Source organism: Sphingomonas adhaesiva (genome assembly GCF_036946125.1).
Classification (GTDB): domain Bacteria; phylum Pseudomonadota; class Alphaproteobacteria; order Sphingomonadales; family Sphingomonadaceae; genus Sphingomonas; species Sphingomonas adhaesiva_A.
Genome location: NZ_JAQIJT010000002.1, coordinates 1,464,334 through 1,479,750 on the forward strand (window position 1 = coordinate 1,464,334; position 15,417 = coordinate 1,479,750).

Genomic DNA, 15,417 nt, shown 5'->3' on the forward strand with positions numbered 1-15,417 from the left:
CACGACCTATGCCGACTTCACCGCCAACGGCGTCGCGCAGACCGTCACCGACCGTACCGGCGCGACGACGACGCGTACGTTCGATGCCGCCAACCATCTGTTGAGCGAGACGCGCAGCGGGATCGATGCGACGGGGGCGTCGGTGCAGCAGACGACGCGCTACGTCTACAACGCCGCCGGGGACCTCCGCTTCGTCATCACGCCCGCCGGGCTGGTCACCGAATATGTCCGCAACGGTTACGGCGCGATCACGTCGGAAATCCGGTACAGCGAGGGCGTCTACGACACCGCCGGCACCCCGACGGAGGCCGTGATGGCCGGCTGGGCGGCGGGCGCGTGGGACAAGTCCGGCGTCCAGCGCACCGACCATATGTACGACGCGCGGCTGCAGCGCATCAGGTCGACCAGCTATGCGACCGCCTCCGCCGACGGTGCGGGGCAGACCACCGACATCGCCGGCGAGGTCAACTACATCTACGACCAGGCCGGCAACCTGCTGTGGACGCAGGCCCCCGGTCGGGGGCAGACGACCTACGTCTACGACGGACTGGGCCGCATGACCGCGACCAGCGACGCCGCGGGCCAATGGACGTCGCTGTCCATCAACGATGCCGCCAATCGTACCGCGGTCATGGTCGCGGACGGCACGACCACGATCAGAACCTACAACAGGGCCGGCGACCTGCTTCAGGAGGCGGCGAGCGGCGCGAACGCGACGACGACGACCACCTATTACGCCGTCGACAAGCTCGGCCGGCGACGGATCACGTCCTTCTCCGCGGTTCCGCGCCCCAGCGTCAGCAGGCCGTCGATCGCCCGAATGCCCGTGGCAAAGGGGTGCGCGGGCGTCACCCGGTCGAGCACGCGCGGCGCCTCCACCGGCGCGCCGTCGTGCCCGGCAATGTCGCCACCGCCATCCAGCGGTCGCCCGAGCGCATCGATCGCGCGCCCCGCAAAGCCGTCGCCGACCATCGCATCGCGACCGGCCCCGCACGCCTCGACCCGATCCCCCACGCAGAGCCGCTCCACCGACGCGAACGGCGACAGCAGCACGCGACCCTCGGCGATACTCACCACCTGCGCGCGCACGCGCCGCGCCGGATCGTCGCCGATCCAGCAATGCGCCCCCACCGGCGCATCGGGACCGTCGGCCTCGACCTCGCCGGAGCGCAGGCGCCGCACCCGCCCGTGCACCGGAAACGGTTCGAAGCGCGCGATGACGGCGGGCAGGTCACGCATCGGCCGCCTCCCCGATCAGGAGCGCGCGCAACCGTGCGTATCCGGCGGCCGGGTCGATCGCGACACCCCCCAGCCGAAGCTGGACGAGCGCGGTCCCGGCCCGCATGGCGCCGTCCGCCACGATCCGCGTGCCCGGTGTCAGGCCGTCGAGCGCCGCCCCGGCCGCATCCTCGGGCGACACCCGCAGTTCCACGACAGCCTCGCGGTCGACGCCGGACAGCCGCCGCGCCACGACATCGGCCAGGAATCGCTCGTCCTCGGCGCGCACGGCGAACAGTTTCCCCATCGCCAGCGCCGCCATCTGCCGCGCGCATCGATCGACCTGCGCGCTCCACCCCGTCGCAAAGGCGGCGCAGGCAGCCTCCAGCGCATCCTTCAGCAGGGCATCGCGGCGCGCGTCATCGGCGACATGGTCGCGTGCGGCATCCTCGCGCGCGCGCCGCTCGGCCGTCGCCAGTTCCTCCCCCCAGCGCGCGCGCATCGCGTCGCGCTCGCCGCGCAAGGCGGCGACCTCCTGCATCAGCCGCGCGATGGTGCGCTCCTCCTCGCTCGGCGGCGCGGCGACGGGCGGCACCACGGCCGGCGGGACCACGGGGGGCGCCGGCACGGGAAAGCGCGCCTCCCGCGCTACGGCGGAGCCATGTTTGATGAGCATGGTCACGCGCGTCCCCACACCGCGCCCGTCAGGCGCTGCCACAGGGACATGCCGGGGGGCGCCGGATCGGGCACCACCGCCGTCTGCGACAGGGCCGCCGCGCGGATCGCCGCGGCGGCGCGCGGGGTCACGCCTTCGCCTCCCTCCGCCAGCACGGCGCGCAGCGGCTGCGACAGCTCGCCCGCGGTCAGCGCCCTGACCAGCCGGCCGACCTCCGTCGCCTCCGCGTCGTCCAGCGCCGCCAGCACGACCGCCCGATCACCCTCCGGCATCGCCGCGAGCTGTCGAACCATCTCCGCCAGGGTGGCGTCATCCGCCATGCGTCTCGCCCTCCTGTGCCGCCAGGCGGGCGCGCAGCGTGTCCGCGAAGCCGGAAAGCGCAACCCGACGCCGGCGATCGGCCCGGCGGCGATCACGCCACCACGCGCCCGCCAGCGCGATTCCGGCCACGGCGACCGCCAGCGGCCAGTACGGCGTCCACGATACCGGCGTCGCCGGCGTCATCGGCCGATCGGTCCGCGCGACCACCCGGTCGCGCGCGATCGGCGGGGGCGTCGGGCTCGCCGACCGCGGCAGAACCCCGACGAGGAAGACGATACGATCGCCACGCTCCGCGTCGAAGCCGATCACGTCGCGGATCAGCGCGAGCAATTCGGACCGAAGCTCGTCGTCCAGCGGCGTCGCCGTGACGAAGCGGACGTCGACCGCCATGTCCGGCCCGGCCCCCGGCGTCACCGGGGGCGATGCGTCGGTCATGTCGTCGGATGACGCCGCGATGGCGGCGGGGTTAAGGCTGACGACCAGCTGGTAGCGCAGCGTGGGGCGCCGCCGCCCGATCGCCGCGGCGATCCGACTGCGATAGCTCGCGATCAGGGCGTCGTTCGCCGCCGGTGCGCCCGCGTCGTCCGCCGGCGCGCCATCGCTGATGACCCGGCCCGCGCCGTCCAGCACCGCGACATTGCCGGTCGCCATGTCGGGCACCGCCCCCGCCACCAGCTGCTGGATGCCCGCGACCGTCCCCTCGGTCAGCGCCGCGCCCGGCTTCAGGATCAGCGTCACCGACGCCTTGGGCTGCGCCTGGAGATCGCGGAAGACGCCGCGCTCGGGCAGTCCCAGATGGACCCGCACCGCATCCATCCCCCTCATCAGCAGGATGGTGCGCGCCAACTCGCCCTGCAACGCGCGCTGGTAATTGATCTTCTGCGCGAATTCGGTGAGCCCCATGTCCGACTGGTTGAACAGCTCGAACCCGACCTGCCCGCGCATCGGCAGTTCGGAGCCGACCAGGTCGATCCGCGCGCCATCCGCCGCGTCCCGCGCGACGGTGATGGTGCGCCCCTCGTCCTGCAGCCGATAGTCGACCTTGCGCTCGTCGAGCACCTTCACGATCGCGGCGGCGTCCTGCGGCGCGACGTCGGTCAGCAGCGGCACGTAGCTGGTGCGGACGAAGAGCCAATAGACGGCGAACAGCGCCACCACGACGCCGCCCGCGATCAGCCACAGCGACCACCCCGTCGGGGCGAGCCGGCGCGGGACGACCACGTCGCGGTCGTGATCCTGAACGATCGAGGCCATCAGCTCAGACCTGCATCTTCATGAAATCGCGATACGCGTCCAGCATCCGCGTCCGCACCTCGGCCGCGATCTCGACCGAGAGACGGGCCTGTTCAAGCGCGAGCGCGACATCGTGCATCGGCACCGTCTCGCCCCGCGCCACCGCCGCGACCAGCGCGTCCGCCCGCGCCACCCGCGCGTCGACCGCCGCCAGCCCGGACGACAGCAACGCACCGAAGCCCTGCGCCGGCGCGCTGGCGGATGCCACCTGCACCGCGGGCCCCGGCGCCGGCGCGACCGGCGCCACCGGGACGATCACCGCCATCACCTCTTACCCAGATCGAGCGCGCGCATCGCCATCTGCTGCGCCAGCGCCATCACCGTCAGATTGGATTCGTAGACGCGCGCGGTCCTGACCAGCAGCGCCATCTCCCCCGCATGATCGATGTCGCCGTAGCTGACGAAGCCCGCGCCATCCGCGTCGGGATGCCCCGGCTCATACACCCGGCGCACGCCCCCGGAGGGCTCGACCCCCAGCACCGCGACACCGCGCGGCTGCGCGATGGCATTTCCACGATCGAGCATCGTCGCGAACCCGCCCCCCGGCCCGGACACCAGCCGCATGGGCCGATAGGGACCGCCCCCGGCCACGCGCGTGGTGTTCTCGTTCGCCAGATTCTGCGCGACCACCTGCATCCGCTGCCACTCGACATCCAGCGCGGAACGGCTGATCGCGACCGGATCGATCGTCATCGCCCACCTCCCAGGATCGCGCTGCGCAAGGCGAGCCGGCGGCCGAGCATGTCGACGAGCGCCGAGTAGCGCATCGCCGTCTGCGACGCGTCGGCGATCAACAGGTCGACGCGGCGATCGTCGTTGGGGCGCAGCGCTGCACCCGCGGTCGCATCGAAACGCAGTCGGTCGAGCGCGTCGCCGCCCCGCGCCTCCGCCGCGCGCAATCGTTCCTCGAAGCGGACCTCCAGCGGGCGAAAGCGCGGCGTGCTGACGTTCGCCATATTGTGCGCCAGCGCCGCCATCCGCATCGACAAGCCGTCGAGCGCCCGTGCGCCGAGCGTCACCACATGCGGCTCGCCGCTCATCGCCGCGCCCCCGCCGCCAGCCGGGGCGCCAGCACAACGCGCCCGTCCCCGTCACGAACGAAGAGGCGCTGGGTCGCCTCGGCGGGCTGGAGCGCCACCACCTCCTGCGACACCGCGACATGGCCGACCCGTGACACCATCGTGATCCGGTCGCCCGCCATCACCGCCGACCGCGCCGGGACGTACACCCGCCCCAACGCCTCGCCCCGGGTCATCGCCGCGCGCGCGACCGCCACATGCCGCCGCGCATCGTAGCGCAGCTTCGCCGGTACGGGCCGATCGGGACAGGCACCCCGCTCGACATCGTCCGCCGCCACGACGGCGCCCGCGTCGACCGCCGTGCGCAGGAAGACGCAATCACCCGCCGTGGCCAGCATCAGGAAAATCATCGCCACCATCGCTCACCGCCGCAGCCCGTTGGCGAGGCTCAGGAATTCGTCGATCGCGCGGACCACCTGCGCATTCGCGGCATAGGCGCGCTGCGTGACCAGCATCCCGACCATCTCGTCGTTCAGATCGACGTTCGACCGCTCCAGCGCGCCCTGGACCAGATGGCCCATGCCGCCTTCATCCGCCGCCGCGTCGCTCAGTTCGACGTCATCCCCCACGGCATAGACGCCGTCGTCCAGCCGCTCCACCGCGCTTCCACCATCGAGCGTCACCAGCGCGATCTGCCCGATCTCGCTCCCGCCCCGATCCTCACCCGTCAGGGCATGGACCTTGCCGTCGCGGTCGATCCGGATGCCCGCCGCATCACGCGGCACCGTGATCCCGGCCTTCAGCACCAGGCCGGAGGACGCCGCCAGCTGACCGTCGTCCAGGACGCGCAACGTTCCCCCGCGCCACAACAACGTCCGCCCCGCCGGCCCCATCAGTTCGATGAATCCGCGCCCGTCGATGGCGAGATCCAGGCTGCCGCCGGTGCGCTCCACCTGCCCCTGCTGATCGATCATCGGTTGCGCCCATTGCGCCACCCCCGATACCGCCGCGCCATCGACCGGATCGCCGCCGTGCGCCCGATCCACCGCCGACGCCCCCACCAGCGCCGCGAACCGCATTCCCGAACGCTTGAAGGCGGGGGTGTTGATGTTCGAGATATTGCCCGCGATCGCCTCCAGCGCGCGCTGCTGCGCACGCAGCCCGATCGCGGCGATCTCCATCGCGCCGCTCATCGCCCGATCTCCCCGAGCCGTGCAGCCACGCGCCCCGCCAGATCGTCGTAGATCTGGAACACCTTGGCCCCGGTTTCGGCCAGCCGTCCGGCCCTGGTCAGCTCGACCATCTCGGTCGCCGTGTCGACCTGCGACGGAACCACGTAGCCCTGACGCACGACGGGGTCGGCGATCTCGTCGGGAACGCCGCCCCGCATCACGCCCGCGGCATCGTCCGACGCCGCGAACACGCCGATCCGCCCGACCGCCTGCCCCGCGATCACGATGGTGCCGTCGCTCAGGATCGTCGGCGCGCCCGCGCCGATCACGATGTCGCCGCCGCCTGCCGCCTGGATCGCGCCGCCGCCCGCATCCACCAGCCGCCCGTCGCCATCGCGGCGCAGCTGCGCGGAGGTCGCCGCATGAAAGCCGTCGTCGGTCCGGAACATCAGGACGCCCGCGCCTCCGGTCGCGACGTCCCAGGCGTTGCCCGTCTGCGTCACCGCGCCCGCCGCCCGTGGCGATACCGGCTTCACCTGCTCCGACGGCATCATGTCACGCACCTCCACGACACGCGCAAATACCCGCATGGATCGGTACGACGGCGTTGAAATATTGCTCAGGTTTCCGGCAGTAACCGTCAGTCTTCGTTGAGCATTGACCATCATGCCCGATGCTATCTCTGCTATCCCGCTCATGTCCCGCCCCATCGATCGACTGGCTGATGCCTGTCGGTATTCGGGTCCGCAATGGTTCCCATCCGGAATGGACCAATCGACGGGAAGCGGTGAGGCGATCCTGCGCTATCGCCGGCCGGGGAATCGTCAACGAGCGGGATCGGCCGGGGGGCCGGTGGGGAGATGATCGACGTGGTGGGGAGAATATGGGGTCATGCCGCGTGGGCGTTGCTCGCGACCGGCGTCATCGTTCCGGTCGCGGCGGCGCGTGCGACCGATCTCTATCGCCCCGGCGTCACGCAATCGCTCGCCGGCGACCGACGCGCGATGATGCCCGGCGACCTCATCACCATCGTCATCGTCCAGGCGGCGGAGGCGAGTTCGACCGTGCAGAGCGGGACGCAGCGTTCATCCTCCGTCACGGGCCGGATCGACCTCGGCGGGGTGGACGAGTCGGGCGACCTGTCGCTCGGCGGCGCGTACAGGGGGCGCGGCGAAACCCGCCGGTCGGAGCGTTTCGTGACGCAGATGACCGCGACCATCGCGCAGGTGCTGCCCAATGGCGACCTCGTGATCGGCGGCGGTCAGCATTTCGACGTCAACGGCGAGGCGACGTTCGTCGCGGTCCGCGGCCGCGTCCGCGCCGCCGACATCGATGGCGAGAACCGCGTCCCCTCCAACCGCATCGCCGATGCGCGGATCGATTACGACGGCAAGGGCTTCGTCTCGCGCGGCGCACGGCCGGGGCTGATCCAGCGGCTATTCGCGCTGCTGGGGCTCGGCTGATGCGCCGGCTTCTGGGCGCGGTCGCGCTTCTGCTGCTGCCGTCCCCGCTGGTCGCGCAGACGGTGCCGATCAAGGCGCTGGGACGGTTCGACGGATGGCGCGACAATGCGCTGGTCGGATACGGGCTGGTGACGGGCCTGTCCGGCTCCGGCGACTCGCGCAACAGCGCGCTCACGCGACAGGCGCTGCGCAACGTCCTCTCGCGGCTGGGCAGCAACGTCGCGCCGGAGGACATCAGCAGCCGCAACGTCGCCGCGGTCGTCGTCACCGCGCGGCTGCCCGCCTCCGCCAATGTCGGCGACCAGATCGACGTCACCGTGTCCTCGATCGCCGATGCGCGCAGCATCGCGGGCGGCACGCTGCTGATGACCTCGCTCGTCGGCCCCGACCAGCATGTCTATGCGCTCGCGCAGGGGCCGCTGGTCGTCGGCGGCCACCAGTTCGAGGCGCAGCTGAACAGCCACCAGCGCAACTATCCCACGACCGGCCGCATCGCGATGGGGGCGACGATCGAACAGGCGGTCGACGCCCGCCTCGTCGGCCCGGGCGGCACGATGGCCTTTTTGCTGGCCGAGCCCGACTTCGAGACCGCGCGCAACGTCGCTGCGGCGATCGTCGCCCGCTTCGGCGTGGGCGCCGCGCGGGTCGACAATGCGGATCGCGTCACCATCGTCCCGCCGTCCGATCCCGCCGCCGTCGCCGATCGCATCGCCGCGATCGAGGCGCTGACGGTGCAGCCCGCGCGCCAGTTCCGCGTCGTCGTCAACGAGCGTACCGGCACCGTCGTCGCGGGCGCCGACGTCACCATCTCCCCCGCGGTCATTTCGCAGGGCGACATCCGCGTGCAGGTGGAGACGCGCAGCGACGCGTCGCAGCCCAGCTTCATCTCGGGCCTGTCGAACGACATCGCCAGCCTCGTCATCACCAACACCCGACTCGATGTCGACGACGGGGGCGACGATGCCGCGATCCGGCTGGGATCGACCACGGTCGGCGACCTGGTCCAGGGGCTGCACCAGCTCCACGTCGGGACCCGGCGGATGATCGGCATCCTCCAGGCGCTCCGCTCCGCCGGCGCGCTCCACGCCGAACTGGTCGTCGAATGATCGTGGAACAGCCAGGGGTTGGCGCGCCCGGAGGGAGTCGAACCCCCGACCGAGGAGGTAGAAGCTCCTTGCTCTATCCAACTGAGCTACGGGCGCGCGCCGGGGCGGCTTAGCGCGGATTGCCGCCGCGCGAAACAGGCGGCATGATCGTCGGCATGGGGGACCGACCGATCAATGCGACGCCCGCGGTCGAAGCGGTGGAGGCCGGCGCCATCGCCGGCGGGCAGCTGCGCTATTACGACATGGTCATGGCCGCGTTCGTCGCGATCCTGCTGCTCTCGAACGTGCTGGGCGCGGGCAAGGTGGCGCAGGTCGTGCTGCCCGGCATCGGCCCATGGCCGTTCGGTGCGGGCATCCTGTTCTTTCCCGTCAGCTACATCATCGGCGACGTCCTGACCGAGGTCTATGGCTATGCGCGCGCGCGCCGCGTCATCTGGGTCGGTTTCGCGGCGACCGTCTTCATGGCGCTGATGTCCTGGGTGGTGGTCGCGCTGCCGCCCGCGCCGGACTGGACCAACCAGGCCGCCTACGAGACGATCTTCGGCCAGGTGCCGCGCATCGTCTTCGCCAGCATGTGCGCCTTCTGGGCCGGCGAGTTCGTCAATTCCTACGTCCTCGCCCGGATGAAGGTCGCGACCGGCGGGCGGCATCTCTGGATGCGCACCATCGGCTCGACCATCGCGGGGCAGGCGGTCGACAGCGTGATCTTCTATCCGCTCGCCTTCTGGGGCGCGCAGGGCTGGACGCACGATCTGGTGATCCAGGTCCTCTTCACGCAATGGGCGCTGAAGGTCGGCTGGGAAGTGCTGCTGACGCCGCTGACCTATGTCGTCATCGGCGGCCTGAAGCGCGCCGAGGGGCTGGACGTCTACGACCGCGCGACGAATTTCACGCCGTTTCGCGCGAAGGTGTGACGCGTGGACGCTTTCGAGCAGCTCGTGGCCGAATTCTTCTGGCAGGAGGGATATTGGGTTCAGACGTCGGTTCGCGTGAAGCTGACCAAGGCTCAGAAGGTCGAGATTGGGCGTTTCAGCACCCCCGACTGGGAGGTCGACGTCGTGGCCTACCGCGGTGCAACCAATGAACTGCTCGCGATTGAATGCAAGAGCTTCTTCGACTCTACGGGGGTCCAGGCAGCCGAGATATGCAACTCGGAAGGTGCGACGAAGGGCAAGTATAAGCTTTTCTGCGAGCGAACGCTGCCCGGCGTCGTCCTGACGCGCCTGCGTGAACAAATGGTCGAGCAAGGCTTATGCCCGCCAGGCCCACCGGCACGACTGGGGATGGTCGCTGGAAAGATAAAGAAGGGCGATGAGGAGATTCTGGCTTCTGTCTTCGAACAGAATGGGTGGCTTCTGCTCGGCGGAACATGGCTGCGGGACGGGCTGCTTTCGCTGTCGAGGGGAGGCGATCGCGCCCGCCCCGCCGCCGTCGCCGAAGATTTTGCTTCGCGGCTAGGCCCCCACCAGCGCCATCAGCCCCTCGAACATCCGCCGCCCGTCGTCGCCGCCATGCGCCGCCTCGATCTTGCGCTCGGGGTGCGGCATCATGCCCAGCACGTTGCCGCCGTCGTTCAGCACGCCGGCGATGTCGCGCGCGCTGCCGTTGAGCGGCTCGGCGTAGCGGAACGCGACGCGCCCCTCCCCCTCCAGCCGGTCGAGCGTCTCGCCGTCGGCGACGTAATTGCCGTCATGATGCGCCACCGGGAAATGGACCCGCTCGCCCGCGCGGTACAGCCGCGTGAACGCGCTGTCGGCATTCTCGACGGTCAGCGCGACGTCGCGGCAGACGAAGTTCAGCCCGGCATTGCGCATCAGCGCGCCCGGCAGCAGCCCCGCCTCGGTCAATACCTGGAAGCCGTTGCAGACCCCCAGTACCGGCCGCCCCTCGCCCGCCGCCGCCGCCACCGCGGCCATGATCGGGGAGCGCGCCGCCATCGCACCCGCGCGCAGATAGTCGCCGTAGGAGAAGCCGCCGGGAACGGCGACCAGACCGACGCCGTCGGGCAGCGCCGTCTCGCGGTGCCACACCATCGCCGGCGCGGTCCCCGTCACCTGCTCCAGCGCGACCGCGATGTCGCGATCGCAATTGGAGCCGGGGAAGACGATGACCGCGGTCTTCACGCGCGTTCGACCCGGTAGTTCTCAATCACCGTGTTGGCGAGCAGCTGGCGGCACATCCGGTCGACGTCCGCGTCGCCGGTGCCGTCCGCCACGTCGAGCTCGATCAGCTTGCCGACGCGAGCCCCCTCCACCCCGGCGAAGCCGAGGCCGGCGAGAGCGTGTTCGATGGCCTTGCCCTGGGGGTCCAGGACGCCGGGCTTGAGCGTGACGTGGATGCGCAGTTTCATGGACGCGCGCTATGCCGCGGGAGCGGCGACGGGGCAATATCCTTCCCGCCCTTCGACGTCACCCCTTACGTGAGCGGGACCTTTGAAAAACGGCTGGAACGGCGCCGCATGCCGGCCGTGCTCCTGCGCAGGCAGGAGCCCAGTATTGCCGGTCGCATCAGGCGTTGTTCTGCCTGACCCCGGGCTCCTGCCTGCGCAGGAGCACGGTGGAAACCTTCTCCAAGGTCTCGACGTGATCCGAGACGACGCTCGGCGCTTACTTCCCCCGGCGCTTGCGATGGCTTTCCATGTCGAGCACCGCCGTCTCGCCGCCCTCGGGCAGCAGGCCCAGCCGGCGCGCGACCTCCTGATACGCCTCTACCTCGCCGCCCAGGTCCTGGCGGAAGCGGTCCTTGTCCAGCTTCTCGTTGGTGTCCATGTCCCACAGCCGGCAGCCGTCCGGGCTGATCTCGTCCGCCAGGATGATGCGGCCGTAGTCGTTGTCCCAGATGCGGCCGAATTCCAGCTTGAAGTCGACCAGCCTGATGCCGACGCCCGCGAACAGCCCCGACAGGAAATCGTTCACCCGGATCGCCAGATCGGCGATGTCGTGCATCTCCTCCTGGCTGGCCCAGCCGAAGGCGGCGATATGCTCGTCGGAGATCATCGGATCGCCGAGCGCATCGTCCTTGTAATAATATTCGATGATCGTCCGCGGCAGCTTCGTGCCTTCCTCGATTCCCAGCCGCTTCGACAGCGATCCCGCCGCGACGTTGCGGACCACCACCTCGATCGGCACGATCTCCACCTGGCGGATCAGCTGCTCGCGCATGTTCAGCCGTCGGATGAAGTGCGTCGGCACGCCGATATGGTCCAGCAGCGTGAAGACATGCTCGCTGATGCGGTTGTTCAGCACGCCCTTGCCGTTGATGGTGCCCTTCTTCTGCGCGTTGAAGGCAGTGGCGTCGTCCTTGAAATACTGGATCAGCGTGCCCGGTTCGGGCCCTTCGTACAGGATCTTCGCCTTGCCCTCGTAGATCTGCCGCCTGCGCGCCATGGATGTGCCTTTGTCAAAACGGAACGCCCCGGCAGCGGTGGACGCAGTGCCGGGGCGCGAGAATCGCGAAGCGCTATACGGGATGGGCGCAAACCGCGCAAACCCGACGACAGCGCAACAAGAAAGTGCTTCCGATTCAATATATTACCCATTCCGACAGCAAATTCCGCACCAGGTTAGCGGAGTTAACCGCCAATTAGGGGATAATCCCTATGGTGCCGTAGGTTAGCCGTCCCCCCCGGTGCCTTAGGAGATGACCATGATCCGGTGGTTCAAGGCGCATGCGCCGATCCGTCGCAAGTTCGACACCATGACCATCGTCTATGCGACGCTGGCCGCCATTCCCCTCGCGGCGACCGTGGCGACTTACGCCGGGGTGCTGACGGGGGTCGTGCCGGTGGCGATCGCCGGCGCAGCCTTCGCGCTGACGGTGGCCTTCGCGCTGGCGACGAAGAAGGCCGTCTGCGATCCCTATGTCACGACGGTCGTGCGGATGGAGGCGCTCGCGCGGGGCGACCTGGCCGCGCCGGTCCTGTTCACCGACCACCACGATTGCGTCGGCCGCATGACGAAGGCGATGAGCATCTTCCGCGAGAACGCCGTGAAGGTCGCCGCCGCTGGCGAGGCGCAGCAGACGGTGGTCGCCGCGCTGGGCACCGCGCTGGGCCGGGTCGCCGACCGCGACCTCAGCTTCCGGATCGAGACGCCGTTTCCGCCCGACTATGAGCAGCTTCGCGTCGACTATCACCGTGCGATGGACAGCGTCGGCAGCGCGCTCGACAACGTGTCGAACGTCAGCAGCGGCATCAACAGCGGCGCCAGCGACATCCGCCAGGCGTCCGACGAACTGTCGCAACGGACCGAGCAGCAGGCCGCCAGCCTGGAGGAAACCGCCGCCGCGATGGACGAGATCACCTCGATCGTGCGCGAATCCGCGGCCGGTGCGGCCCGCGCGGACGAGGCGGTCGGCGACGCCCGGCGCGAGGCCGAGCGGTCGGGCGAGGTGGTCCGCCGCGCCGTCGCCGCGATGGACGGGATCGAGCGGTCGTCGAACGAGATTTCCGAGATCATCAGCGTCATCGACGGCATCGCTTTCCAGACCAACCTGCTGGCGCTCAACGCTGGTGTCGAGGCGGCGCGCGCCGGTGACGCGGGCAAGGGCTTCGCGGTGGTGGCGAGCGAAGTGCGCGCGCTGGCGCAGCGCTCCGCCGACGCGGCAAAGGACGTGAAGGTCAAGATCATGGCCTCGTCCAGCCAGGTGCAGACCGGGGTCGAGATGGTCAGCGAAGCCGGCAAGGCGCTGGAGCGCATCATCTCGCGCATCGCGGAAATCAGCACGTTGGTCTCGACCATCGCCATCTCGGCGCAGCAGCAGGCGGGCAGCCTTCAGCAGGTCAATACCGCCGTGTCCGAAATGGACGGCGTGACGCAGCAGAATGCCGCCATGGTGGAGCAGGCGACCGCCGCCGCGCGCAGTCTGGCGGACGAGGCCGACTCGCTCGCCGTGGAGGTCGCGCGCTTCCAGATGCGCGGCGCCTCGGCACGCGCCGCCACCGTCGTCCACGAATTGCAGGCGCGCGCCGCCAGCGCCGGGCGCGCCATCGCCCGCTCACACCAGGCGCGCCGCGTGGCGGGCGGCGGCGGCGGCAGCGCCGCGGTGGCGGTCAGCACGGATGCGCAGGACGACTGGACCGAATTCTAAGCGCCCTCGCCGCGGCGGCCCCGGTGCCGTTTCCCCCCGGACACCGGGAGCCGCTGCGGTAACGACTTGGCTTAACTCGATATTCGCTGTTTCCGGCCCATTAAGGATCCCGTTCACGTACAGGGGGATCCTTTCCGTGCCGTCGACGTCCAAGAATCTCGCGCAGAAGCTTGCGCATTTCGGCTTTTCGACCGCCGATTACCGGCTGTTCCCGACGATTCGTCGCGCCATCCAGCGCTTCGCGCCGGACGCGCTGCGCCATCTCTACGACCATATCCGCAGCCAGCCGGACGCCAGCGCCTTCTTCGGCTCGTCGCAGGCGATGGATCACGCCCGCGACAAGCAGCTGGAGCATTGGCTCGCGCTGTTCGCCGGCACGCCCGACGACCGATATGAGGCGCGCGCGCAGCAGATCGGCAACGTCCATGCCCGCATCGGCCTTTCCCCCAGCTGGTATATCAGCAGCTACGCGCGCATCCTCTCCGACATCCTGCCGCGGATGCTGCGCTGGTCGCCGACGCGCCCCTTCGCGCGGCGCGAGGCGGCGGCGACCTTGCTGGTGCGCACCGCGCTGATGGACATGGAAATCGCGCTGTCCGCCTATTTCACCGCCGAGCAGGCCGCGCGCCGCGACGTGACCGACCGGCTCAGCCGCGCGCTGACCGCGCTGGCGCAGGGCGATTTCAGCCGTCCGCTGGAGGATGTGCCCGCCGATTACGCGCAGATCGCGACCGATTTCGAGGAAATGCGCACCCGCGTCTGCGCCACGCTCACCGAGGTGACGGGCGCCGCGACCCGAATCACCGCCTCGTCCGGCGAGATCAACCAGGCGTCGAGCGATCTGTCGATGCGCACCGAGCAGCAGGCCGCCACGCTGGAGCAGACCGCCGCGGCGATGCAGGAAATCACCGCCACGGTCGACGATACCGCCACCTCCAGCGCGCGCGCCAATCAGGCGGTCGCCACGATGCGCGGCCAGATCGAGGCATCGGGCGCGCTGGTCGGCGACGCGATCGGCGCGATGCGACGGATCGAGGCGTCGTCGGGCGAAATCTCGGAGATCATCGCGGTCATCGACGGCATCGCCTTCCAGACCAACCTGCTGGCGCTCAACGCGGGCGTCGAGGCGGCACGCGCAGGCGACGCGGGCAAGGGCTTTGCGGTGGTGGCGAGCGAAGTCCGCGCGCTCGCGCAACGCTCCGCGGACGCCGCCCGGGACGTGAAGGCGCGCATCACCGGCAGCGGCGAACAGGTGGAGGAAGGCGTCCGACTCGTCACCCGCACCGCCGACGCGCTGGGCCAGATCGTGACGCACATCACCGAGGTGAGCGGGCTGGTCTCCGGCATCGCGCAGGCGGCCGAGGCGCAGGCCGGCAGCCTGCGGCAGGTCAACACCGCGGTCGGCGAAATGGACGGCGTGACGCAGCAGAATGCCGCCATGGTGGAGGAAGCCACCGCCGCCGCGCGCAGCCTGGCCGGCGAAGCGCAGGAACTGTCGCAACGCGTCTCCACCTTCCGCCTGGGGACCGGCGGTTCGGCGGCGCGACGCGTCGCGCCCGCCCCGGCCCCCGCGCCGGCCGCCCCCGTCGTCCACCGCATGCGCGCCGCGATCGTCGGCAGCACCGCGGTGCAGGAGGACTGGTCCTCCTTCTGACGGAGCGGTCCGCCGCGCCCATGAAGACGACATCGACACGATTAACGGCATCTTAGCTGATGCCGGTCACTATGGGCCTCGCGGTGACATGGTTCCACCGCGGACGAACTCTTGCGGCAGGAATGCGATGGCCTTCGCTCTCTCGACCCGACTCGACACCAACGCGGCAGGACCGCTGCGCCAGTCGCTGCGCCAGCTGGTGGAGGCGGCGCAGCCGCTGACCATCGACGGCGGCGACGTGGAGCAGATCGGGCAGGCCTGCCTTCAGGTGCTGGTCGCCGCGCGCCGCGCCGCCACCGAGCAGGGCCTGGCCTATGCGGTCGAGCGCCCCAGCCCCGCGCTGACCGAGGCCGCGACGCTGGCCGCGCTCGACGTCCTCGACCCCGCCTGAGCGACAGGAGACATCG

Annotated in this window: 16 protein-coding genes and 1 tRNA gene; 6 read left to right on the forward strand and 11 right to left on the reverse strand. The window is 70.2% G+C overall.

Features of this window, described 5'->3' with window-relative positions; all coding sequences use genetic code 11:
• Window positions 1-2,203: 2,203 nt before the first annotated feature.
• The 7 genes from fliF to PGN23_RS13280 are packed head-to-tail and all read right to left on the reverse strand — an operon-like array spanning window position 2,204 to window position 6,253.
• Complete coding sequence (gene fliF / locus PGN23_RS18440; protein ID WP_443019784.1) at window positions 2,204-3,469, reverse strand: flagellar basal-body MS-ring/collar protein FliF; 1,266 nt, start codon at window positions 3,467-3,469, stop codon at window positions 2,204-2,206.
• 4 nt (window positions 3,470-3,473) lie between these two features.
• On the reverse strand, window positions 3,474-3,773 hold the full coding sequence (locus PGN23_RS13255; protein ID WP_335303397.1) for a flagellar hook-basal body complex protein FliE: 300 nt from the start codon (window positions 3,771-3,773) through the stop codon (window positions 3,474-3,476).
• Window positions 3,773-4,201: a flagellar basal body rod protein FlgC gene (locus PGN23_RS13260; RefSeq protein WP_335303399.1), complete on the reverse strand. Its 429-nt coding sequence runs from the start codon at window positions 4,199-4,201 to the stop codon at window positions 3,773-3,775. The genes PGN23_RS13255 and PGN23_RS13260 overlap by 1 nt, the downstream gene beginning before the upstream one ends.
• The gene (locus PGN23_RS13265) at window positions 4,198-4,548 is read right to left on the reverse strand and encodes a flagellar basal body rod protein FlgB (RefSeq protein WP_335303400.1); all 351 of its coding nucleotides are present in this window, start codon (window positions 4,546-4,548) and stop codon (window positions 4,198-4,200) included. The genes PGN23_RS13260 and PGN23_RS13265 overlap by 4 nt, the downstream gene beginning before the upstream one ends.
• On the reverse strand, window positions 4,545-4,946 hold the full coding sequence (locus tag PGN23_RS13270; RefSeq protein ID WP_335303401.1) for a flagella basal body P-ring formation protein FlgA: 402 nt from the start codon (window positions 4,944-4,946) through the stop codon (window positions 4,545-4,547). The genes PGN23_RS13265 and PGN23_RS13270 overlap by 4 nt, the downstream gene beginning before the upstream one ends.
• Window positions 4,947-4,949: 3 nt before the next feature.
• Window positions 4,950-5,720, reverse strand: a complete 771-nt coding sequence (locus PGN23_RS13275; protein WP_335303402.1) for a flagellar hook-basal body protein — start codon at window positions 5,718-5,720, stop codon at window positions 4,950-4,952.
• Entirely contained in the window at window positions 5,717-6,253 is a 537-nt protein-coding gene (locus PGN23_RS13280) for a flagellar basal body rod C-terminal domain-containing protein (RefSeq protein WP_335303403.1), read from the reverse strand. The genes PGN23_RS13275 and PGN23_RS13280 overlap by 4 nt, the downstream gene beginning before the upstream one ends.
• Before the next feature lie 306 nt (window positions 6,254-6,559).
• Here PGN23_RS13280 and PGN23_RS13285 point away from each other — a divergent pair, with 306 nt between their 5' ends.
• Window positions 6,560-7,162, forward strand: coding sequence for a flagellar basal body L-ring protein FlgH (locus PGN23_RS13285; RefSeq protein WP_335303405.1), 603 nt, complete (start codon window positions 6,560-6,562; stop codon window positions 7,160-7,162).
• Window positions 7,162-8,268, forward strand: a complete 1,107-nt coding sequence (locus tag PGN23_RS13290) for a flagellar basal body P-ring protein FlgI (RefSeq protein ID WP_335303406.1) — start codon at window positions 7,162-7,164, stop codon at window positions 8,266-8,268. The genes PGN23_RS13285 and PGN23_RS13290 overlap by 1 nt, the downstream gene beginning before the upstream one ends.
• Window positions 8,269-8,287: 19 nt before the next feature.
• Here PGN23_RS13290 and PGN23_RS13295 read toward each other — a convergent pair.
• A tRNA-Arg gene (locus PGN23_RS13295) sits at window positions 8,288-8,364 on the reverse strand.
• 59 nt (window positions 8,365-8,423) lie between these two features.
• Here PGN23_RS13295 and PGN23_RS13300 point away from each other — a divergent pair.
• Window positions 8,424-9,182 carry a queuosine precursor transporter gene (locus tag PGN23_RS13300; protein ID WP_335303407.1) on the forward strand — a complete coding sequence of 253 codons (759 nt, stop codon included), beginning with the start codon at window positions 8,424-8,426 and terminating at the stop codon, window positions 9,180-9,182.
• A gap of 540 nt (window positions 9,183-9,722) precedes the next feature.
• Here PGN23_RS13300 and purQ read toward each other — a convergent pair.
• From purQ to purC, 3 genes are all read right to left on the reverse strand, one after another.
• Window positions 9,723-10,391 carry a phosphoribosylformylglycinamidine synthase subunit PurQ gene (gene purQ / locus PGN23_RS13305; protein WP_335303409.1) on the reverse strand — a complete coding sequence of 223 codons (669 nt, stop codon included), beginning with the start codon at window positions 10,389-10,391 and terminating at the stop codon, window positions 9,723-9,725.
• Window positions 10,388-10,618: a phosphoribosylformylglycinamidine synthase subunit PurS gene (purS, locus tag PGN23_RS13310; RefSeq protein WP_335303410.1), complete on the reverse strand. Its 231-nt coding sequence runs from the start codon at window positions 10,616-10,618 to the stop codon at window positions 10,388-10,390. Before purS ends, purQ begins: the two co-directional genes overlap by 4 nt.
• A gap of 256 nt (window positions 10,619-10,874) precedes the next feature.
• Complete coding sequence (gene purC, locus PGN23_RS13315; RefSeq protein WP_335299746.1) at window positions 10,875-11,654, reverse strand: phosphoribosylaminoimidazolesuccinocarboxamide synthase; 780 nt, start codon at window positions 11,652-11,654, stop codon at window positions 10,875-10,877.
• 259 nt (window positions 11,655-11,913) lie between these two features.
• Here purC and PGN23_RS13320 point away from each other — a divergent pair, with 259 nt between their 5' ends.
• From PGN23_RS13320 to PGN23_RS13330, 3 genes are all read left to right on the forward strand, one after another.
• Complete coding sequence (locus PGN23_RS13320) at window positions 11,914-13,356, forward strand: methyl-accepting chemotaxis protein (RefSeq protein ID WP_335303412.1); 1,443 nt, start codon at window positions 11,914-11,916, stop codon at window positions 13,354-13,356.
• Between the two features lie 136 nt (window positions 13,357-13,492).
• Complete coding sequence (locus PGN23_RS13325) at window positions 13,493-15,010, forward strand: globin-coupled sensor protein (RefSeq protein WP_335303413.1); 1,518 nt, start codon at window positions 13,493-13,495, stop codon at window positions 15,008-15,010.
• 127 nt (window positions 15,011-15,137) lie between these two features.
• A complete protein-coding gene (locus tag PGN23_RS13330) occupies window positions 15,138-15,401 on the forward strand; it encodes an STAS domain-containing protein (protein ID WP_335303414.1) in 264 nt (87 codons plus the stop codon).
• The last annotated feature ends 16 nt before the right edge of the window (window positions 15,402-15,417 follow it).

Excerpts from the sequence above, each read along its gene's own strand:
- fliF (WP_443019784.1), bottom strand. The coding sequence starts at position 3,469 with ATGGCCTCGATCGTTCAGGATCACGACCGCGACGTGGTCGTCCCGCGC.
- PGN23_RS13255 (WP_335303397.1), bottom strand. The coding sequence starts at position 3,773 with ATGGCGGTGATCGTCCCGGTGGCGCCGGTCGCGCCGGCGCCGGGGCCC.
- PGN23_RS13260 (WP_335303399.1), bottom strand. The coding sequence starts at position 4,201 with ATGACGATCGATCCGGTCGCGATCAGCCGTTCCGCGCTGGATGTCGAG.
- PGN23_RS13265 (WP_335303400.1), bottom strand. The coding sequence starts at position 4,548 with ATGAGCGGCGAGCCGCATGTGGTGACGCTCGGCGCACGGGCGCTCGAC.
- PGN23_RS13270 (WP_335303401.1), bottom strand. The coding sequence starts at position 4,946 with ATGGTGGCGATGATTTTCCTGATGCTGGCCACGGCGGGTGATTGCGTC.
- PGN23_RS13275 (WP_335303402.1), bottom strand. The coding sequence starts at position 5,720 with ATGAGCGGCGCGATGGAGATCGCCGCGATCGGGCTGCGTGCGCAGCAG.
- PGN23_RS13280 (WP_335303403.1), bottom strand. The coding sequence starts at position 6,253 with ATGATGCCGTCGGAGCAGGTGAAGCCGGTATCGCCACGGGCGGCGGGC.
- PGN23_RS13285 (WP_335303405.1), top strand. The coding sequence starts at position 6,560 with ATGATCGACGTGGTGGGGAGAATATGGGGTCATGCCGCGTGGGCGTTG.
- PGN23_RS13290 (WP_335303406.1), top strand. The coding sequence starts at position 7,162 with ATGCGCCGGCTTCTGGGCGCGGTCGCGCTTCTGCTGCTGCCGTCCCCG.
- PGN23_RS13300 (WP_335303407.1), top strand. The coding sequence starts at position 8,424 with ATGGGGGACCGACCGATCAATGCGACGCCCGCGGTCGAAGCGGTGGAG.
- purS (WP_335303410.1), bottom strand. The coding sequence starts at position 10,618 with ATGAAACTGCGCATCCACGTCACGCTCAAGCCCGGCGTCCTGGACCCC.
- purC (WP_335299746.1), bottom strand. The coding sequence starts at position 11,654 with ATGGCGCGCAGGCGGCAGATCTACGAGGGCAAGGCGAAGATCCTGTAC.
- PGN23_RS13320 (WP_335303412.1), top strand. The coding sequence starts at position 11,914 with ATGATCCGGTGGTTCAAGGCGCATGCGCCGATCCGTCGCAAGTTCGAC.
- PGN23_RS13330 (WP_335303414.1), top strand. The coding sequence starts at position 15,138 with ATGGCCTTCGCTCTCTCGACCCGACTCGACACCAACGCGGCAGGACCG.